The organism is Blastococcus brunescens, assembly GCF_035320885.1.
Lineage (GTDB): Bacteria > Actinomycetota > Actinomycetes > Mycobacteriales > Geodermatophilaceae > Blastococcus_B > Blastococcus_B brunescens.
This window is the reverse complement of record NZ_CP141261.1, coordinates 2335552-2351854: the sequence shown is the minus strand read 5'-3', so window position 1 is coordinate 2351854 and position 16303 is coordinate 2335552. Positions and strand designations below refer to the sequence as shown.

Here is a 16303-nt window from a genome sequence, read left to right as displayed (position 1 = left end):
CGCGGATTCGGCTGCACCGGGGTGACCGTGCGCACCGTCGACGACCTGGCGGCGGTGCGGGACTGGCTGTCGGGTCCCCGCGCGACGCCGCTCGTCATCGACGCCAAGATCACCAGCTTCCCGTCCTGGGTGCTGGCCCATTCCTTCGCAGGTGAGTGACCTGCGAGCCCCGGAGAGGAGAGGTCATTGATCCACGCCCGTGAGGAAGGTCGCCGTCGCCGGCGTCGCCGCTCCACAGGTCTGGCCGTGAGTTGCGCTGCCGCGCTCGTGCTCGCGGCCTGCGGCTCGTCGGACGACGATGGCGGCGGAGGCGGCGGAGGCGGCGACGAAGGCCCGCTCGAGCTCACCGTCGGCTACTTCCCCTGGTGCACACGGCGACCGCCGTGCACGCCGACGAGGAGGGCCTGTTCGACGAGCAGGGGCTGGACGTGACGCTCGAGCAGACGTCGGGCGGCGCGCAGGCGATCCCGTCGTTGATCGCCGGGGAGTACGACATCACCTACGGCAATTACACCTCAGCGCTCCTGGCGGCGCAGCAGGGGCTGCCGATCCGCATCATCGCCGGCAACGACGTGGGTGCGGACGACCACGGGATCATGGTCAACGAGGACTCGCCCTTCCAGGAGCCGGCCGACCTCGAGGGCGCGCGGGTGGCGGTGAACAACCTGCAGAACATCGGCACGGTCGCCGTCCGGGCGGTCCTGGAGGACGCCGGCGTCGACAGCTCGACGGTCACTTTCGTCGAACTGCCCCTGCCCGACATGCAGGGTGCGCTCGACGCCGGTGACGTCGACGCCATCTGGCAGGTGGAGCCGTTCCAGGCATCCTCCCTCGCGAACGGGGACAGGATGCTGTTTCCCTCTTCAGCGGCCCGGTGGACGACATGCCCGTGGCCGGCTGGCTCACCACGGAACAGTTCGTCCAGGAGAACCCGGACGCCGTCGAGGCGTTCAGGGCGGCGTTGTCCGACTCGGTCGACGTGCTGCAGGACAACCGCGAGCGACTCGTGGAACTGGTGCCCACCTACACCCAGGTGCCCGCCGAGGTGGTGGAGCAGGTGGGGATGCCGGAATGGGACGCCGAGCCGAACCCGGAGCAGCTGCAGAAGATGGCGGACCTGATGCTCGAGTACGGGCTCATCTCCGAGGAGTTCGAGGTCTCGGAGATGATCGCCGAGTAGCTCCGCACCGCCCGGCAGGGCGAGCCCACCCCGACGGCGTGGGCTCGCCTTGCCGGGCCCCGGCGCGGTCGTCAGATCTCGGTGGAGGCTCCTGCCACTGCCACTGCCGCACCCAGGCCCGGCCGTAGTCGTTGCCGGGAGGGTGCGCAGCACGGTGTGGATGTGGGTCGCGGAGGTCCGGCTCGCCGTAGAGGGCGATGGTGTAGCTGAACTCGTTGAGGACCGACTCCGGGTCGACGACCTCGCCGACGAAGCCGTTGATCAGCATCATCGCGTGGGCCGTACGCCTAGGGGTCCAGCCCGCGCACCTCGGCGAGGCGCGGGTGGTCGTGCGGGAAGACGTACTGGCGGTACTCGCCGGACATCTCAGTCCTTCCGGGCGTCGTTGACCACGACCGGGTTGCGGAGCACCCCAGCCGCTCGACCTCGACCTCGACGACGTCGCCGGGCTGGAGCAGCCACGGCGGCGTCCGGGCGTAGCCGACACCGGACGGCGTGCCGGTCGCGAGCAGGTCACCGGGCCGGAGGGTGAAGGTGTGCGAGACCAGCGAGAGGGTGTCGCCGACGGTGTACACCATCTCGGAGGTCTGCCCGTCCTGGACGGTCTCGCCGTTGACGCGGGTCTGCACCCGGAGACCGTCGCGGAGGTCGCCCACCTCGGAGGCATCGACCATCGGCCCGAGCGGACCCGACCGGTCCCCGTTCTTGCCGAGGATCCACTGGCTGGTCAGCTTCTGCGCCCGCCGCGAGGTGAGGTCGTTGAAGGTGGAGTAGCCGACGACTGCAGCCAGCGCCTCGTCCGGGGTGGCGTCCACCAGCGGAGCGCCGACGTAGGCCATCACCTCGCCCTCCCAGTCGAGACCGTCCTCGTTCGAGGGGACGGGGACCTCGGCGCCGCCGACGGTCAGCGACTGCGTCCAGCGGGCGAACAGCGTCGGGTGCGGCGGGATCTCCTGGTCGCGGAAGCTCCCTCCGCCACGTGCTTGAGGTAGTTCAGCCCGATGCAGATCACCCGGGCGCCCGGCAGGACCGGGGGCACGAACTCGACGTCGCTCGCGGAAAGCGTCTCCCCGCCGGCCGCGCGGGACAGATGCCCGGCTGCGTCCGCCCAGAACTCCTCCAGGCCGGCGATCACGGTCACCTGCGAGCCGTCGTCGGACAGCGCCGCGACCTCCACGCCGCCGGTGCGGCGCATCCCCACGATCCTCATCGGTCCTCTTCCTTCGTCATCGGGTCGTCCTGGAGGCCGAGACGCCGGCGCAGCTCGTCGACCGTCCGGTCGAGCGCCAGCTTCGCGGCGGCCGGTGCACCTCGTCTCCGGCGGGAGAACGACGTCGAGCTCCACGCCCTTGCGGAGCACGTAGGGGACGACCGGCTTGCCGGGCAGCGTGCCCTTCCACTGGGGCCCTTAGACGGGTCGATCAGGTACTTGAAGCTCATGGGGTCCCTCCCGGCTGGGTCGACGACGACGGATCGAGCACCGGTGACCGGCGTCACCGGACCCATGCCGCTGCCCATCAATGGCAGGGCGCTTGCCGAGGACAGCCTCTCCCGGCGTGGAGCCGGAGCGCGAGCTTGGCCACTACGCCACCGTCGACCGACCGGTCCGGTACCCGTTCGGCCACGGGCTGAGCTACACGACCGTCGAGACCGGCGACCTGCAGGTGACCCCGGCCGGCGACGACACCGCGACGGCGACCCTCACCGTCACCAACGCCGGTGAGCGCACCGGTCGACACGTCGTCCAGGTCTACGTCGCGACCATGGCCGGGCCGGTTCGCGACCGACTTCGGCTCCGCCATCCCGCACGGGGAGCTCGAGCGGCTCATGGCCGAGGCCCGGGCCGCCCGCGCCGGCTGAGGCCTGCAGCGTCCGGGCGACCCGGTCACCCCTCCGGTCGCCACGCCGCCGCCAGGCCAGCACGACGAGCCGGACCACGACGGCCAGCAGGACCAGCCCCGTGATCCAGCCGGCCGGTTCGGCGCCGGCGTCCCCGACGAGCAGGCTCCACACGCCGTGGCCGACGACGTAGCCGAGCACGACGACGAGCAGCGCCGGGACGGCGACGACGAGGATGGACACCGAGCACTCTTCGGGCCCAGGAGCCACGACGGATGCAGCGGACGACGACGTGCGCGGAGGCCCCGTTCCCGGCTGTGGAACGGGGCCTCCGCGCACACGCTCGGTGCGGCTACACGCGGGCGGGGGTCTCGCGTTCGTCCGCGTCCTCGTCGTCGCTGCTCTCGACGACGACCACCTCGTCGACGGCCGCCGGAGCCGACAGCTCCGCGAGCTCCTCCTCGGAGTTCACGGCCTCGCCGCGGGCGACCATGCCGGCGTGCTCGGACAGCGGGATCTCCTTGAGCACCAGCGCCAGCAGCAGGCCGACGGCCAGGATCGGCACGAGGTACCAGAACACCGGGGCCAGGCTGGAGGCGTAGGCGTCGACGATCGCGCTCTTCAGCGGGTCGCCGGCCGCCTCGACCGCCGACGGGACCAGCGTGTCCGGCGAGGTGATGCCCGCCTGCACGGCCTGCTCGGCGTTGGTCGTCAGCGCGCCGGTGAGGTTGTCGGCCAGCCGGCTGGTGAACAGCGTGCCGAACACGGCGACGCCGAGGGTGGCGCCGACCTCGCGGAAGTAGTTGTTCGTCGAGGTGGCTGTGCCGATCTGCTGGGCGGGGACCGCGTTCTGCGCCGCGAGGACGACGTTCTGCATGATCAGGCCGAGCCCGGCGCCGAGGACGAAGAACATCGCGCCGATCGTCCACAGCGACGTGTCCCCGGACAGCGTCGTCATCCAGATCATCGCGGTCATGATCACGGCCACACCGGCGATCGTGAAGATCTTGTACCGCCCGGTCCGCATGATGAACGTCGCCGAGCCCTGGATGGTGATGATGATGCCGACGACCATCGGGACCATCAGCAGGCCGGAGTTCGCGGCCGAGAGGCCCGACGCCATCTGCAGGAACGTGGGCATGAAGGCGATCGCCGAGAACATGCCGAGCCCGACCGCCATGCCCAGCGCGGTGGCCACGACGAAGGTGCGGTTGCCGAACAGGGTCATCGGGATGATCGGCTCGGCCGCGCGCAGCTCGACGGCGACGAAGGCCGTAGCGGACACGACCAGGGTGGCCAGCAGCGAGAGTGCCTGCCACGAGCTCCAGCCGTCGCGTCCACCGAAGTCGGTGAACAGGACGAGGGACGTCGTGGCCGCTGACAGCAGGAGGATGCCGGCGTAGTCGATCGGGGTGGTGGTGCGCTTGCGCGGGAGCGTCAGGGCGAACCAGCCGATGGCGAAGGCCGCGAGGCCCACCGGCAGGTTGATCCAGAAGGCCCACTCCCACCCGAGCGACGGGTGGTCGGTGAAGAAGCCCCCACGAGCGGCCCGGCGACGGCCGACAGGCCGAACAGGGCGCCGATCGGCCCCATGTACTTCGCCCGCTCACGGGCCGGGACGATGTCGGCGATGATCGCCTGCGACAGGATCATCAGCCCGCCGCCGCCGAGGCCCTGGACCCCGCGCCAGACGACCAGCCAGCCGAAGTCAGGGGCGAGGGCGGCACCGGCACTGGCGACGGTGAACAGCCCGATCGCGACGAGGAAGAGCGTCCGCCGGCCCCAGAGGTCACCGAACTTGCCGTAGACCGGCATCACGAGCGTCGTGGCCAGCAGGTAGGCGGTCGTCATCCACGCCATGTGCGAGACGCCGCCGAGCTCGCCGACGATGGTCGGCATCGCCGTCGAGACGATGGTCTGGTCGAGACTGGCCATGAGCATGCCGGCCAGCAGGGCGCCGAAGATCGTGTTGATCCGGCGGCGGGTGAGCACGATCGGAGGCGCGCCGGACTCGGGCGCGGACTCCGTGGTGGGGGCGAGCAACTGCACTCCTCGGCGGAAGGGCGGTGCCGCGGGCGCGGCACCGTAGAAGGACCCCGTCCTCCTCGCCCCTCGTACCTCGCGGCGAGCCTCTGGACGGGGCCGCGTCAGCGCGGCGGTGCGGGCAGGCCGGCGGCGAGTGAGTTCCAGCCCTCGTCGACGAGGACCGGCAGGGAGGCGGTGAAGTCCGTGCCCAGCCAACGGTGCAGTGCCGTGCGCATCACGCAGGCCTGCACAGCGGCGAGCAGCGTCGGGTAGACGTCCATCCCGACCTGTGTGCCGGTGCGCTCGGCGATGGCCTCGGCCAGCATCCGCTCGGACTCGCCGAAGCTGGCGATCAGCTGCTGGACGAGGACGGGATGGGCGTCGATGACCTGCATCCGGAGCGGCCACAGCTCCGGCTCCTCCGCCATCTCCTCGGCGACCCCCGCTGGACGGCACGCAAGGACTCGATGGGGGACTCGCCGGCCGGCCGGCCGGCGAAGGCGTCGCACATCCGCCGGGGTGCGGCCGGGTCGAGGCCGACGACGGCGTCCACCTTCGACGCGAAGTAGTTGAAGAAGGTCCGCGGCGACACGTCGGCCCGCTCGGCGATGTCGTCGACCGAGACGGCGTCGAGGCCGTGATCGGCCACCAGGCGGAGGGCGGCCTCGTGCAGCGCCTGCCGGGTGGCGAGCTTCTTGCGTTCACGGAGGCCGGCGGTCACGGTCGCCATGGTGCCTAGAAATGTGCACAACGTGCAAGTTTGCAGATCATGCACGGCGTGTCGCGTTGAACACGCGCAGGAGGAGCAGACGTTCTAGACGATCGGTTGCGCGTCCGTGAGACGTCCCACATGCTGTCGGCGGGCGGAGCCCCGGGTCGAACCAGGGTTGCGCTCCGCCCGCCAAACTTCCTGCCGCACCGCCGCCGACGCCCAGCAGGGCCGACGCCGGGGACGGCGCCACGGGACACGCGCCCGGACGGGTCTCGATGCCCGGGGGGCCGCGCCGGGCCTGCCGTGCGCCGGAGCGATCCGGTAGCTCCCCTGCGGGGCTAGCGTCCGTCTGCCGCGCATCGCGTGCGGTCGAAGGGGCGACCCATGGACCATGCGGATCCTCCGGGTGCCGGCCGGCAGTCCCTCCCGGCTTTCCTGGTCGTGTCGGACGACCGGGTGCTGCGGAACGGCCTGGTTGCCGACCTCGATCGCCGCTTCGGCCGTGACTACAGCGTGCATGGCGTGCCGTCCGGCGAGGCCGTCGACGTCCTCCACGCGACGACCAGGGGATCGCTCGCGCTGCTCCTGGTGGACGAACGGGTCACCGCACCCACGGCACTCGAGACCTTCGCGCGCGGACGTGAGCGACATCCCCTCGTCGAGCGGGTGCTCCTCGTGCATCGCGGGAAGTGGTCGTCGCGGCACCCGGTGGTGGACGCGATGGCGCTGGGCCGGGTCGACTACCACCTGTACGTCCCGTGGGTGCCGATCGAGCGCGTGCTGTACCCGGCGATCAGCGACTTCCTCGCCGCCTGGGACACCTCGCGCGACGTACCGGTCGTGCCGTTGACGGTCGTCGGACCGGCCCGGGACGCGCGGTCGCACGACATCCGCGACAAGCTGGCCCGCGCGGCGGTCCCGTTCCGGTTCCACGACCGCGCCAGCGCGGCGGGACGCCGGGTGCTGGCGGAGGCCGGACAGGCCGCGGGGCGCCTGCCCGTCGTCGTCGTCTCCTCCACCGGGGCGGTCCTGGAGAACCCGACCGACGCCGACGTCGTGGAGGCGCTGGGCATGAAGACGCGGCCGACCACCTCCCGCTGCGACGTCGTGGTCGTGGGCGCGGGCCCGGCCGGCCTGGCAGCGGCCGTCTCCGCCTCGTCGGAGGGGCTGGAGACGATGATCCTCGAGCCCGAGATCCCCGGTGGCCAGGCAGGCACGAGCTCACTGATCCGCAACTACCTCGGTTTCCAGCGCGGCGTCCGCGGGGACGAGCTCGCCGCGCGGGCGGTCGAGCAGGCCTGGCTGTTCGGCACCGATTTCGTCCTGACCCAACCGGCCGACCGGATCTCCGCGCGAGGCGGTGCCCGTGTCGTGCGGACGGCCGACGGCACGGAGGTCGAGGCCCGCGCCGTCGTCCTCGCCTGCGGGGTCACCTGGCGTCGACTGGGTGTCCCGGCGCTCGAGGCCCATGTCGGGCGCGGCGTCTTCTACGGTGCGGCCGGGTCGGAGGCGAGGGCGGTCGCCGGTCAGGACGTGTTCGTCGTCGGTGCCGGCAACTCCGCCGGGCAGGCGGCGCTGCACCTCGCCCGGTACGCACGCTCGGTCACGATGGTCGTGCGCGGCTCCGGCCTCGCGGCCACGATGTCGGACTACCTCGTGACGGCGATCGGCGCCACCGCGGGGTGGAGGTGCTCGCGCGCTGCGAGGTGGTCGACGGGGGCGGTGAGGGCCAGCTGAGCCGGCTGACCCTGCGCAACCGCGACAGTGGCGAGCGCCGGCAGCTGGCCGCGGCCGCCCTGTTCGTCCTCATCGGCGCCGAGCCGCACACCGGGTGGCTGGCGGACTCCGTCGCACTGGACGACCGCGGATTCGTGCTGACCGGCCGGGACCTGAGCGGTTCGGGCGACCCCGCGGGACGGCCGGGCTCCGGATCACCCCTTCCGCTCGAGACCAGCATGCCGGGTGTCTTCGCGGCCGGGGACGTCCGTCATGGGTCGGTCAAGCGGGTGGCGGCGGCTGCCGGGGAGGGCGCGACGGCCATCCACGTGGTGCACGAGTACCTGACGGATGCCGCCGACCGGTGACGTCCGCGGCTCCGACCGGCTCAGGTCCGGTCGGGCAGGCGGGTCGCCAGCTCGGCGCGGGAGGACACCCCGAGCTTCTGGTAGACGTGCCGCAGGTGGTATTCGACCGTCTTCGGGCTCAGGAAGAGCGCGGCCGCCGCCTCCCGTGTCGTGCGGCCGGCGGCCAGCATCGTCGCGATCTGCAGCTCCTGGGGTGTCAGGGCGCCCAGGGCATCGGCCCCCGCCGCTGAGCTGTCTCGCCGGTGGCCCGCAGCTCCACCGCCGCCTGTTCGGCCCAGGCTTCGGCGCCGAGGGCGTCGAAGGTGTCCAGTGCCGCGCGGAGCTGGCCGCGGGCGTCCACCCGGCGGCGAGCCCGCCGCAGCCGCGCGCCGTAGGCCAGCTGCGTCCGCGCCAGCTCGAACCGGTCCGTCGTCCGCTCGTGGTGGTCCAGCGCCCGGGCGAACACCCGGTCGATCTGCTCCTCCTCGCAGGTGAGGGCGACGGTCCGGGCGGCCCGGGCCAGCGCCCACGGCTGCCCCTTCTCGGCTGCCCGGGCGGCGTGACGGGCTGCCTGCTCGGTCGCCTCCTCGACCCGTCCGAGGTGCACCAGCGCCTCGGCCAGCTCCGGCGCCGGGGACAGGTCGACGTCGACCAGTTCCCGGTCGCCGAGCAGCGCGTCGAGACGCCGGAGGTGCTCGAGCGCCGCCTCGGGTCGGCCGAGGCCGAGTTCCAGGGCGCCCAGCGCGGAGAGCGACCACACCTGGAAGGTCGCCAGGTGTCTCGGCGCGCAGAGGTCCAGTGCCTCGGCGGCGTGCGCCCGGCAGGCGGCCTCGCGGCCCTGCCGGGCCTCGAGCCAGGCAAGGCCGGCGAGACAGGCGGCCAGGTCGGTGGTCGAGCCGGTCTCCCGGGCGAGGTGGATGCCTTCGGTGTAGTTGACCTCGGCGAGGTCCCACCGGTCGCCGGTGGCCTGGTCGCGCGCGATGAGGAACAGCAGGAACGGGAGCCCGCCCAGGTCGCTGCGCCGCCGGAGATCGTCGACGACGGTGGCGACGACGCCGCGCTCGCGCAGGAAGAGCACCCCCAGCACCAGCCAAGGCGCCAGGCGCGGGTCCCGTAGTAGCGGTCCCTCGGGGCGCAGCAGCCGGACGGCGCGGCGGATCCGCTCCGGCCCCCGTGCCCGGTCAGCACGCCGGCCACGCCACCGGCCACGGCCGCCGTCCACCGGGCAGGCTCGGTGGCGGCCCGGTCGACGAGCCGGTCGATCCGGGCGGCTGCGTCGGCCACCGCGGCGGTGTCGGCCAGGAAGAAGCCGGACAGGATGGCGTCGGCCAGCAGCAGGATCGCGGTGTCCGGATCGGTCTGCGCGCTCTGGTCCGCGGCGGCCATGAGCTCGTCGCGGGCGCTCTCCACCGAGCCGGTCCGGGAGGCGATGGCGCCGCGCAGGCCGGACGCCCTGACCCGCAGCTCCGGGGGCTGGGGCAGCTCGGCCGCGCGCGCGAGCAGTGCTGTCGCCCGGTCGGCCAGGCCGGCCCGCCACGACGACTCCGCGGCGTCGACCAGCCGGTGGACCGCCCCGCCGGGGTCCGTGCTCAGCCGGGCCGCGCGCTCGGACGCGCTGGCCGCCACGGCGTGGGCACCGCGCTCCCGTGCCCTGGCGGCCGCGGCGTCGAGGATCCGGGCGGTGTCCTCGTCGGGCCCCAGGGCCGCCTCGGTGAGGTGCCACGCACGCCGGTCGACGTCGTCCTCGGGGAGCGCCGCGGCGAGCGCGCGGTGCACGTCCCGGCGCAGGCGCGCCGGCGCCTCGGCCCACACGGCGGAGCGCACGAGGTTGTGCCGGAAGACCACGAGCCCGGCCGTGACCCGGAGGAGCTCCGCCGTCTCGGCCTCGTCCAGCGCGGCGGCGTCGATCCCGAGCCGCCGGCAGGCGCGGTCGATGAGCGGCAGGTCCTCCCCGCCGGCGGCCGCGACGAGGAGCGCGGTGCGTGCCGGGTGCGACAGCCGGTCGGCCCGCAGCGCGAAGGCACGGGCGATCCGGGTGGGAACGGGAACGGGAGCTCCGGGCGGCAGGGCCTCCAGGAGCGGCACGTCGTCGGCCAGTTCCAGGAGGGCCAGGGGTTGCCGCCCGTGGCCTCGTGCAGGCGCGCCGCGACGGAGGTGCCGAGCCGTCGTCCCGTCGCCGTCAGCAGTTCGCCGGAGGCGGCGGGGAGAGCCCGCCGACGTGCAGGACGGGCAGCCCCGCGTCGGTGAGGACCGACGGTTCCCCGTCGCGGACGGCCGCCACGACCACCACCGGGTCGGCCGTCAGCCGCCGGGCAGCGAAGACCAGCGCCTGCGCCGAAGGCGGGTCGAGCAGGTGGGCGTCGTCCACGAGGATCGCGAGTGGCTGGTCCTCCGCGAACCGGCTGAGCAGGCTGAGCGTGGCCGCGCCGACGGCGAACCGGTCGCTGCCGGTCCCGGGTCGCAGCGCCAGGGCCGACGCCAGCGCCTCTGCCTGCGGGGCGGGGATCCGGGCCAGGTGGACGAGCGCCGCCCGCAGCAGCTGCAGCAGCGCCCCGAAGGGCACCTCCGCCTCCGACTCGGTGCCGGTCGCGCGGAGCAGCCGCATCCCGGTCGCCCGGGCCGCCGCGTCCTCGAGCAGCGCGCTCTTGCCGATGCCCGCGTCACCCACCAGGACGAGCACGGCGCTCTGCCCCACGCGGGCCCCCGACAGAAGGCCCTCGATGAGGGATCGCTCGCGCTCGCGACCGAGCAGCATCCGCCGAGTCTAGGGAGGTCCCAGGGGGTGCCCTGATGCGACGACGGGGTCCGCGCGACCAGGGTCGGAGATGACCGGACCCCCGACACCAGGAGCTGTCATGACCACCACCGAGCTGCCCACCACCCCCGTCCAGCCTGCACCGCGGCCGGTCGACCCCGAGAAGCTCATGGCCTTCGTCTTCCGCACCGTCGAGGAGGTGGGCGCCTCGCTCAACACCGCGCTCGTCGTCATGGGCGACGCGCTCGGCTACTACCGGGCCATGGCCGACGGCGCGGCCACCACGCCGTCCGAGCTGGCCGAGCGGACCGGCACCGACGAGCACTACGCACGGGAATGGCTTGCCGCTCAGGCGGCCGGCAGCTACGTCGACTACGACCCCGCGACACGGACCTACACGCTGCCCGCGGAGCAGGCCGCCGCGCTCACCGACGAGACCAGCCCCGCCTACCTGCCCGGCTTCTTCCAGATCGCCCACGGCACCGTCCGCGACGCCGCGGCCGTGATCGGGGCGGCCCGGACCGGCGACGGCATCGGCTGGCACGCGCACAACGGCGACGTGCACATCGGCTGCGAGCGGTTCTTCCGGACCATGTACAACGCGCACCTGATCGACGAGTGGCTGCCGGCCCTCGAGGGCGTGGTCGAGAAGCTCGAGCGGGGCGCCACCGTCGCCGACGTCGGCTGCGGGCACGGCGCCTCGACCATCCTGATGGCCCGGTCCTTCCCGCGATCGACGTTCGTCGGCTCCGACTACCACGCGGGCTCCATCGAGGTCGCCCGCCGGCGGGCCGAGGAGGCCGGGGTCGCCGACCGCGTCCGGTTCGAGGTGGCACCGGCCACCGAGTTCACCGGCAGCGGCTACGACCTCGTGACGACGTTCGATGCCCTGCACGACATGGGCGACCCGGTCGGGGCGGCCCGCCACGTGCGGCGGACCCTGGCCGACGACGGGACCTGGATGATCGTGGAGCCGATGGCCGGCGACCGCGTCGAGGACAACCTCAACCCGGTGGGTCGGGCCTACTACGGCTTCTCGACCCTGCTGTGCACCCCCGCCTCCCTGTCCCAGGACGTCGGCCTGGCGCTGGGCACGCAGGCCGGACCGGCCCGGATCCGGGACGTCGCGACCACGGCGGGCTTCAGCCGCTTCCAGCCGGTGGCGGGCACGCCGTTCAACAACGTCCTCGAGGTCCGGCCGTGACCGCGACGCGGACGGCCCGACGGCGGGCCGCCGAGGAGGAGGATGCCCACGTGGTGCATGCACCGAGCCGGGCCCGCGACCCCGACGTCCAAGGCGTCGCCGAGCGGGACGGCGTCCGGCTGGCCTACGAGGTCTTCGGTGAGGGTCACCACCCGACGGTGCTGCTGATGCCGACCTGGTCGATCGTGCCGTCGCGCCACTGGAAGGCGCAGGTCGGCTATCTCGCCCGGCACTACCGGGTGGTGACGTTCGACGGCCGGGGCAGCGGCCGGTCGGACCGCCCGGCCGGGGCCGCGGCCTACACCGACGCCCAGTACGCCGAGGACACCGTCGCGGTGATGGACGCGACGGGGACCGGGGCGGCGGTGCTCGTGTCGCTGTCGTGCGGCGGCACCTGGTCGGTGCACGTCGCGGCCGGTCACCCCGACCGGGTGCTGGGGCTGTTCGCCATCGCGCCGGCCTGCGGTTTCCCCGCGTCCCAGCCCGAGCGCGAGCAGTACGCGTGGGACCTGCGGCACGAGGCGCGGCAGGGCTGGGCCCGCTACAACCGGCACGTCTGGCTGGAGGACGACTACGACGGTTTCCTGTCCTTCTTCTTCGGCCAGATGTACAGCGAGCCGCACTCGTCCAAGCAGATCGAGGACGCCATCGGCTGGGGCCGTGACGTGGCCCCGGCCACGCTGGTCGACACCACCGCCGGGCGGATGGGGTGCGACGGCGCCGTCTGCCTGCCCCTCGAGCCGCTGTGCCGCCAGGTCCGCTGCCCGGTCACCGTCGTGCACGGCACCGAGGACCACATCCGGCCGCAGGTCATCGGTGAGCAGCTGGCCGAGTTCACCGGTGGCTCCCTCGTGCTGCTCGAGGGCAGCGGGCACGGGCCGCACGCCCGCGACCCCGTGCGGGTCAACCACCTGATCCGGGCCTTCGTCGACCAGGTGTGTCCTCGCGTCGAGCGGACCACGTGGACGCGGGCCGCCCGCCGCCCGAAGCGGGCGCTCTACCTGTCATCGCCGATCGGGCTGGGTCACGCTCAGCGCGACGCGGCCATCGCCGCCGAGCTGCGGCTCCGTCACCCGGACCTGCAGGTCGACTGGCTGGCGCAGCACCCGGTGACCACGGTGCTCGCCGAGCGTGGCGAGCGCATCCACCCGGCCTCGGCCTGGCTGGCCAACGAGTCGGGGCACGTGGAGCACGAGTCAGGGGAACACGACCTGCACGCGTTCCAGGCCATCCGCCGGATGGACCAGATCCTGGTGAACAACTTCATGGTGTTCGCCGACGTCGTCGCGGACGAGCACTACGACCTGGTGATCGGCGACGAGGCGTGGGACGTCGACCACTTCTTGCACGAGAACCCCGAGCTCAAGCGATTCGCCTACGCCTGGATGACCGACTTCGTCGGCTGGGTGCCGATGCCCGCCGGCGGCGCGGCCGAGGCGGCGCTGACCGCCGACTACAACGCGGAGATGATCGAGCAGCGGGCCCGGTTCCGGCGGGTGCGGGACCGCTCGGTCTTCGTCGGGAGCCCCGACGACGTCGTGGACGCCGACTTCGGGCCCGGCCTGCCGTCGATCCGGCAGTGGACCGAGACCAACTTCGACTTCGCCGGCTACGTCACCGGCTTCGACCCCGCGACGCTGACCGGCGGGCAGGACCTGCGGCACGACCTCGGGATCGGCCCGGACGAGAAGCTCTGCCTGGTCACCGTGGGCGGCTCCGGGGTGGGCGGCTCGCTGCTCCGACGGGTGCTCGACGCCGTCCCGCGGGCGCGGGACCTCGTCCCGGAGCTGCGGTTCCTCGTCGTCACCGGGCCGCGGATCGACCCGGCGTCCCTGCCGGCCGTTCCCGGCGTCCGGGTGACCGGCTACCTGCCGGACCTGTACCGGCACCTGGCCGCCTGCGACCTGGCGGTGGTGCAGGGCGGGCTGACCACCTGCATGGAGCTGACCGCGCTGCGCAAGCCGTTCGTCTACGTGCCGCTGCGCAACCACTTCGAGCAGAACATCCACGTGCGGCACCGCCTGGACCGCTACGGGGCCGGCCGGTGCATGACCTACGAGGACGCGATGGACCCCGACGCGCTCGCCGAGGCGATCGCGAAGGAGGTCACTCGGGAGATCGCCTACCGCCCGGTCGAGACCGACGGGGCCCGGCGGGCGGCGGCGCTGCTCGCGGACCTGCTCTAGCCCGCGTCACCGTTCGCGCGGCCCCATGCCAGGCATCGCCGCTCGTGCATCCCTGAGCGGCCCACTATGTGATTCCTAACCACGACGTCCTCCCGACGTGTCCCGGCCCGCCGAGCGATGTGCACTGAGGGCGACTTCTAGCGCCAAAAGCAGCCATCAGCGCACATTGCCTCCGCGGTCGTCGACTGTCCCTGAGGCCGCCGGCAGGGACTCGTGCTGGCTGACTCGGTCCGGCGGCCGGTTCATCGCCGAGCGGCCGGCCCCGGGAGCGGCCTCCGACTCGAGCAGCGGCAGCGTGCGCCACGGGACCAGCTGCGACAGGGCCACGACACTGGTCGACCGCACGATCGCCGACGACCGGTTGAGGTCGACCAGGATCTGCTGCAGGCCCTCGTTCGAGCTCGCGGCCACCCGGCAGAGCACGTCACCGCTGCCGGTGGTGGCGTGCGCCTCGAGCAGGCCCGGGATCGCCTCCAGGTCGCGCTGCACGTCCTCCAGGGCGCCCTGCGCGATCTCCAGCGTCACGAAGGCCTGGACCTCGAAGCCGGCCGCGGCCACGTCGACGTCCGGGCCGTAGCCGGTGACCACGCCGTCGTCCTCCAGTCGCCGGAGCCGAGCGGAGACGGTTGCGCGCGCGACCCCGTGATGCGCGACAGCTCCAGTGCGCCGGCTCGCGGGTTGCGGCGCAGGGCGCCGAGCAGGGCGACGTCCAGGGCGTCGAGCGTGCGACGTTCGACCATGCGCGAACTATGCGGGTTGCTCAGCTGATGCGCCACCAACGTGACTCGGACGGGCACACGGACCAGCAGCACCAGCACCCGTTGCACAGCCGCGACCGGAGGGTGTCCAGTGGTCCGGACAGCACCGCCGCACAGGATGGGAGAGACGACCGTGAGCCTCGAGCAGACCCTGAACGACGAGGAGCGCCTGGCCGGACTCGACCGCCGGCAGCTCGAGCAGCTCGTCGGCCTGGTCGAGTACGACGCGTCGGCCGACCCCTTCCCGGTCTCCGGCTGGGACTCCCTGGCCTGGGTCGCGGGGAACGCGACGCAGACCGCGCACTTCTTCCAGTCGGCGTTCGGCATGGAGCTCATCGCCTACTCCGGGCCCGAGACCGGCAACCGCGACCACCACGCGTTCGTGCTGCGTTCCGGCGCCGCCCGCTTCGTCATCCAGGGCGCGTACGACCCCGCGAGCCCGCTGGCCGACCACCACCGCCGGCACGGCGACGGGATCGTCGACATCGCCCTGTCGGTGCCCGACGTCGACCGCTGCATCGCCCACGCCGCGGCCCAGGGCGCCACCGTCCTCGAGCAGCCGCACGACCTCAGCGACGAGCACGGCACCGTCCGGGTGGCCGCGATCGCGGCGTACGGCGAGACCCGGCACACGCTGGTCGACCGCTCCCGCTACTCCGGACCGCACCTGCCCGGGTACGTCGCCCGGACGTCGTCCTTCGTGAAGCGCCCCGGCGCGCCCAAGCGGCTGTTCCAGGCCGTCGACCACGTCGTCGGCAACGTGGAGCTCGGCGCCATGGACCAGTGGGTGGACTTCTACAACCGGGTCATGGGCTTCACCAACATGGCCGAGTTCGTGGGTGCCGACATCGCCACCGACTACTCGGCGCTGATGAGCAAGGTGGTCGCCAACGGCAACCACCGGGTCAAGTTCCCGCTCAACGAGCCGGCCCAGGGCAAGAAGAAGTCCCAGATCGACGAGTACCTCGAGTTCTACGGCGGCCCCGGCGCGCAGCACGTCGCACTGGCCACCAACGACATCCTCGGTACGGTCGACGCCCTGCGCGCGGAGGGCATCGAGTTCCTCGCCACGCCGGACTCCTACTACGAGGACCCAGGGCTGCGCGCGCGGATCGGCACCGTGCGCGCGCCGATCGAGGAGCTGCAGGCGCGCGGCATCCTGGTCGACCGCGACGAGGACGGCTACCTGCTGCAGATCTTCACCAAGCCGCTCGGCGACCGGCCGACCGTCTTCTTCGAGCTGATCGAGCGGCACGGCTCGCTCGGCTTCGGCATCGGCAACTTCAAGGCGCTGTTCGAGGCCATCGAGCGCGAGCAGGAGAAGCGCGGCAACTTCTGAAAGTCGAAGGACCCCGCTGCCCCCACCGCTCGCTCCGCTTGCGGCGGGCCCCTGCAGCGGGGCCGACCGAAAGGGTCACCATGGCGCACTACCGGCAGGTGGGGAGATCCCACCGAAGCGGCACACGCAGTTCCGTCGTCCCGACGGCGGGCTGTACGCCGAGGAGCTGATGGGGAGGAGGGCTTCTCCTCCGACTCCTCGCTGCTGTACCACCGCGGCATCCCGTCGTCCCTGGTCGACGC

18 protein-coding genes and 1 pseudogene are annotated in these 16303 nt (G+C 72.9%); 7 read left to right on the top strand and 12 right to left on the bottom strand.

The window, feature by feature from the left end:
- Nucleotides 1-21 precede the first annotated feature (21 nt).
- Both U6N30_RS15655 and U6N30_RS15650 read left to right on the top strand, forming a co-directional pair.
- On the top strand, nucleotides 22-159 hold the full coding sequence (locus U6N30_RS15655) for a hypothetical protein (protein ID WP_324278005.1): 138 nt from the start codon (nucleotides 22-24) through the stop codon (nucleotides 157-159).
- A 206-nt stretch (nucleotides 160-365) separates the two neighbouring features.
- Nucleotides 366-1121: an ABC transporter substrate-binding protein gene (locus U6N30_RS15650; RefSeq protein WP_324278004.1), complete on the top strand. Its 756-nt coding sequence runs from the start codon at nucleotides 366-368 to the stop codon at nucleotides 1119-1121.
- 15 nt (nucleotides 1122-1136) lie between these two features.
- On the opposite strand, the gene U6N30_RS15645 is transcribed toward U6N30_RS15650, so the two are convergent.
- The 7 genes and pseudogenes from U6N30_RS15645 to U6N30_RS15615 all read right to left on the bottom strand — a co-directional run bounded on the left by U6N30_RS15645 (nucleotide 1137) and on the right by U6N30_RS15615 (nucleotide 5774).
- Nucleotides 1137-1451, bottom strand: coding sequence for a hypothetical protein (locus U6N30_RS15645; protein ID WP_324278003.1), 315 nt, complete (start codon nucleotides 1449-1451; stop codon nucleotides 1137-1139).
- A 16-nt stretch (nucleotides 1452-1467) separates the two neighbouring features.
- Nucleotides 1468-2088, bottom strand: coding sequence for a fumarylacetoacetate hydrolase family protein (locus U6N30_RS15640; protein ID WP_324278327.1), 621 nt, complete (start codon nucleotides 2086-2088; stop codon nucleotides 1468-1470).
- Nucleotides 2085-2390, bottom strand: a complete 306-nt coding sequence (locus U6N30_RS15635; protein ID WP_324278002.1) for a hypothetical protein — start codon at nucleotides 2388-2390, stop codon at nucleotides 2085-2087. The genes U6N30_RS15640 and U6N30_RS15635 overlap by 4 nt, the downstream gene beginning before the upstream one ends.
- A gap of 497 nt (nucleotides 2391-2887) precedes the next feature.
- The gene (locus tag U6N30_RS15630; RefSeq protein WP_324278001.1) at nucleotides 2888-3262 is read right to left on the bottom strand and encodes a hypothetical protein; all 375 of its coding nucleotides are present in this window, start codon (nucleotides 3260-3262) and stop codon (nucleotides 2888-2890) included.
- Nucleotides 3263-3371: 109 nt separating this feature from the next.
- Nucleotides 3372-4918: pseudogene (locus U6N30_RS15625) on the bottom strand (MFS transporter).
- Between the two features lie 248 nt (nucleotides 4919-5166).
- Nucleotides 5167-5439: an acyl-CoA-like ligand-binding transcription factor gene (locus U6N30_RS15620; protein WP_324278000.1), complete on the bottom strand. Its 273-nt coding sequence runs from the start codon at nucleotides 5437-5439 to the stop codon at nucleotides 5167-5169.
- On the bottom strand, nucleotides 5397-5774 hold the full coding sequence (locus tag U6N30_RS15615) for a TetR/AcrR family transcriptional regulator (RefSeq protein WP_324277999.1): 378 nt from the start codon (nucleotides 5772-5774) through the stop codon (nucleotides 5397-5399). Before U6N30_RS15615 ends, U6N30_RS15620 begins: the two co-directional genes overlap by 43 nt.
- A gap of 438 nt (nucleotides 5775-6212) precedes the next feature.
- On the opposite strand from U6N30_RS15615, the gene U6N30_RS15610 reads away from it, so the two are divergent.
- The gene (locus tag U6N30_RS15610; protein ID WP_324277998.1) at nucleotides 6213-7493 is read left to right on the top strand and encodes an NAD(P)/FAD-dependent oxidoreductase; all 1281 of its coding nucleotides are present in this window, start codon (nucleotides 6213-6215) and stop codon (nucleotides 7491-7493) included.
- Nucleotides 7445-7840, top strand: a complete 396-nt coding sequence (locus tag U6N30_RS15605) for an NAD(P)/FAD-dependent oxidoreductase (RefSeq protein WP_324277997.1) — start codon at nucleotides 7445-7447, stop codon at nucleotides 7838-7840. Before U6N30_RS15610 ends, U6N30_RS15605 begins: the two co-directional genes overlap by 49 nt.
- A 20-nt stretch (nucleotides 7841-7860) precedes the next feature.
- Here the strand turns inward: U6N30_RS15605 and U6N30_RS15600 are convergent, their stop codons facing one another.
- The 3 genes from U6N30_RS15600 to U6N30_RS15590 form a co-directional block, all read right to left on the bottom strand.
- Complete coding sequence (locus tag U6N30_RS15600; protein ID WP_324277996.1) at nucleotides 7861-8010, bottom strand: response regulator transcription factor; 150 nt, start codon at nucleotides 8008-8010, stop codon at nucleotides 7861-7863.
- Nucleotides 8011-8036: 26 nt separating this feature from the next.
- Nucleotides 8037-9041, bottom strand: a complete 1005-nt coding sequence (locus U6N30_RS15595; protein WP_324277995.1) for a hypothetical protein — start codon at nucleotides 9039-9041, stop codon at nucleotides 8037-8039.
- Nucleotides 9042-9998: 957 nt separating this feature from the next.
- Nucleotides 9999-10574 (bottom strand): ATP-binding protein, encoded by a 576-nt coding sequence (locus U6N30_RS15590; RefSeq protein ID WP_324277994.1) that lies wholly within the window; start codon nucleotides 10572-10574, stop codon nucleotides 9999-10001.
- A gap of 100 nt (nucleotides 10575-10674) precedes the next feature.
- Between U6N30_RS15590 and U6N30_RS15585 the strand changes: the two genes are divergently transcribed.
- Together U6N30_RS15585 and U6N30_RS15580 are read left to right on the top strand one after the other, a co-directional pair.
- Nucleotides 10675-11778, top strand: coding sequence for a class I SAM-dependent methyltransferase (locus U6N30_RS15585; RefSeq protein ID WP_324277993.1), 1104 nt, complete (start codon nucleotides 10675-10677; stop codon nucleotides 11776-11778).
- Entirely contained in the window at nucleotides 11775-13964 is a 2190-nt protein-coding gene (locus tag U6N30_RS15580) for an alpha/beta hydrolase (RefSeq protein ID WP_324277992.1), read from the top strand. The genes U6N30_RS15585 and U6N30_RS15580 overlap by 4 nt, the downstream gene beginning before the upstream one ends.
- 156 nt (nucleotides 13965-14120) lie before the next feature.
- Here U6N30_RS15580 and U6N30_RS15575 read toward each other — a convergent pair whose 3' ends face one another.
- Nucleotides 14121-14552 (bottom strand): Lrp/AsnC family transcriptional regulator, encoded by a 432-nt coding sequence (locus U6N30_RS15575; RefSeq protein ID WP_324277991.1) that lies wholly within the window; start codon nucleotides 14550-14552, stop codon nucleotides 14121-14123.
- Nucleotides 14486-14740, bottom strand: a complete 255-nt coding sequence (locus tag U6N30_RS15570; RefSeq protein ID WP_324277990.1) for a hypothetical protein — start codon at nucleotides 14738-14740, stop codon at nucleotides 14486-14488. Before U6N30_RS15570 ends, U6N30_RS15575 begins: the two co-directional genes overlap by 67 nt.
- Nucleotides 14741-14855: 115 nt before the next feature.
- Between U6N30_RS15570 and hppD the strand changes: the two genes are divergently transcribed.
- Entirely contained in the window at nucleotides 14856-16061 is a 1206-nt protein-coding gene (gene hppD, locus U6N30_RS15565; protein ID WP_324277989.1) for a 4-hydroxyphenylpyruvate dioxygenase, read from the top strand.
- Nucleotides 16062-16303 lie beyond the last annotated feature (242 nt).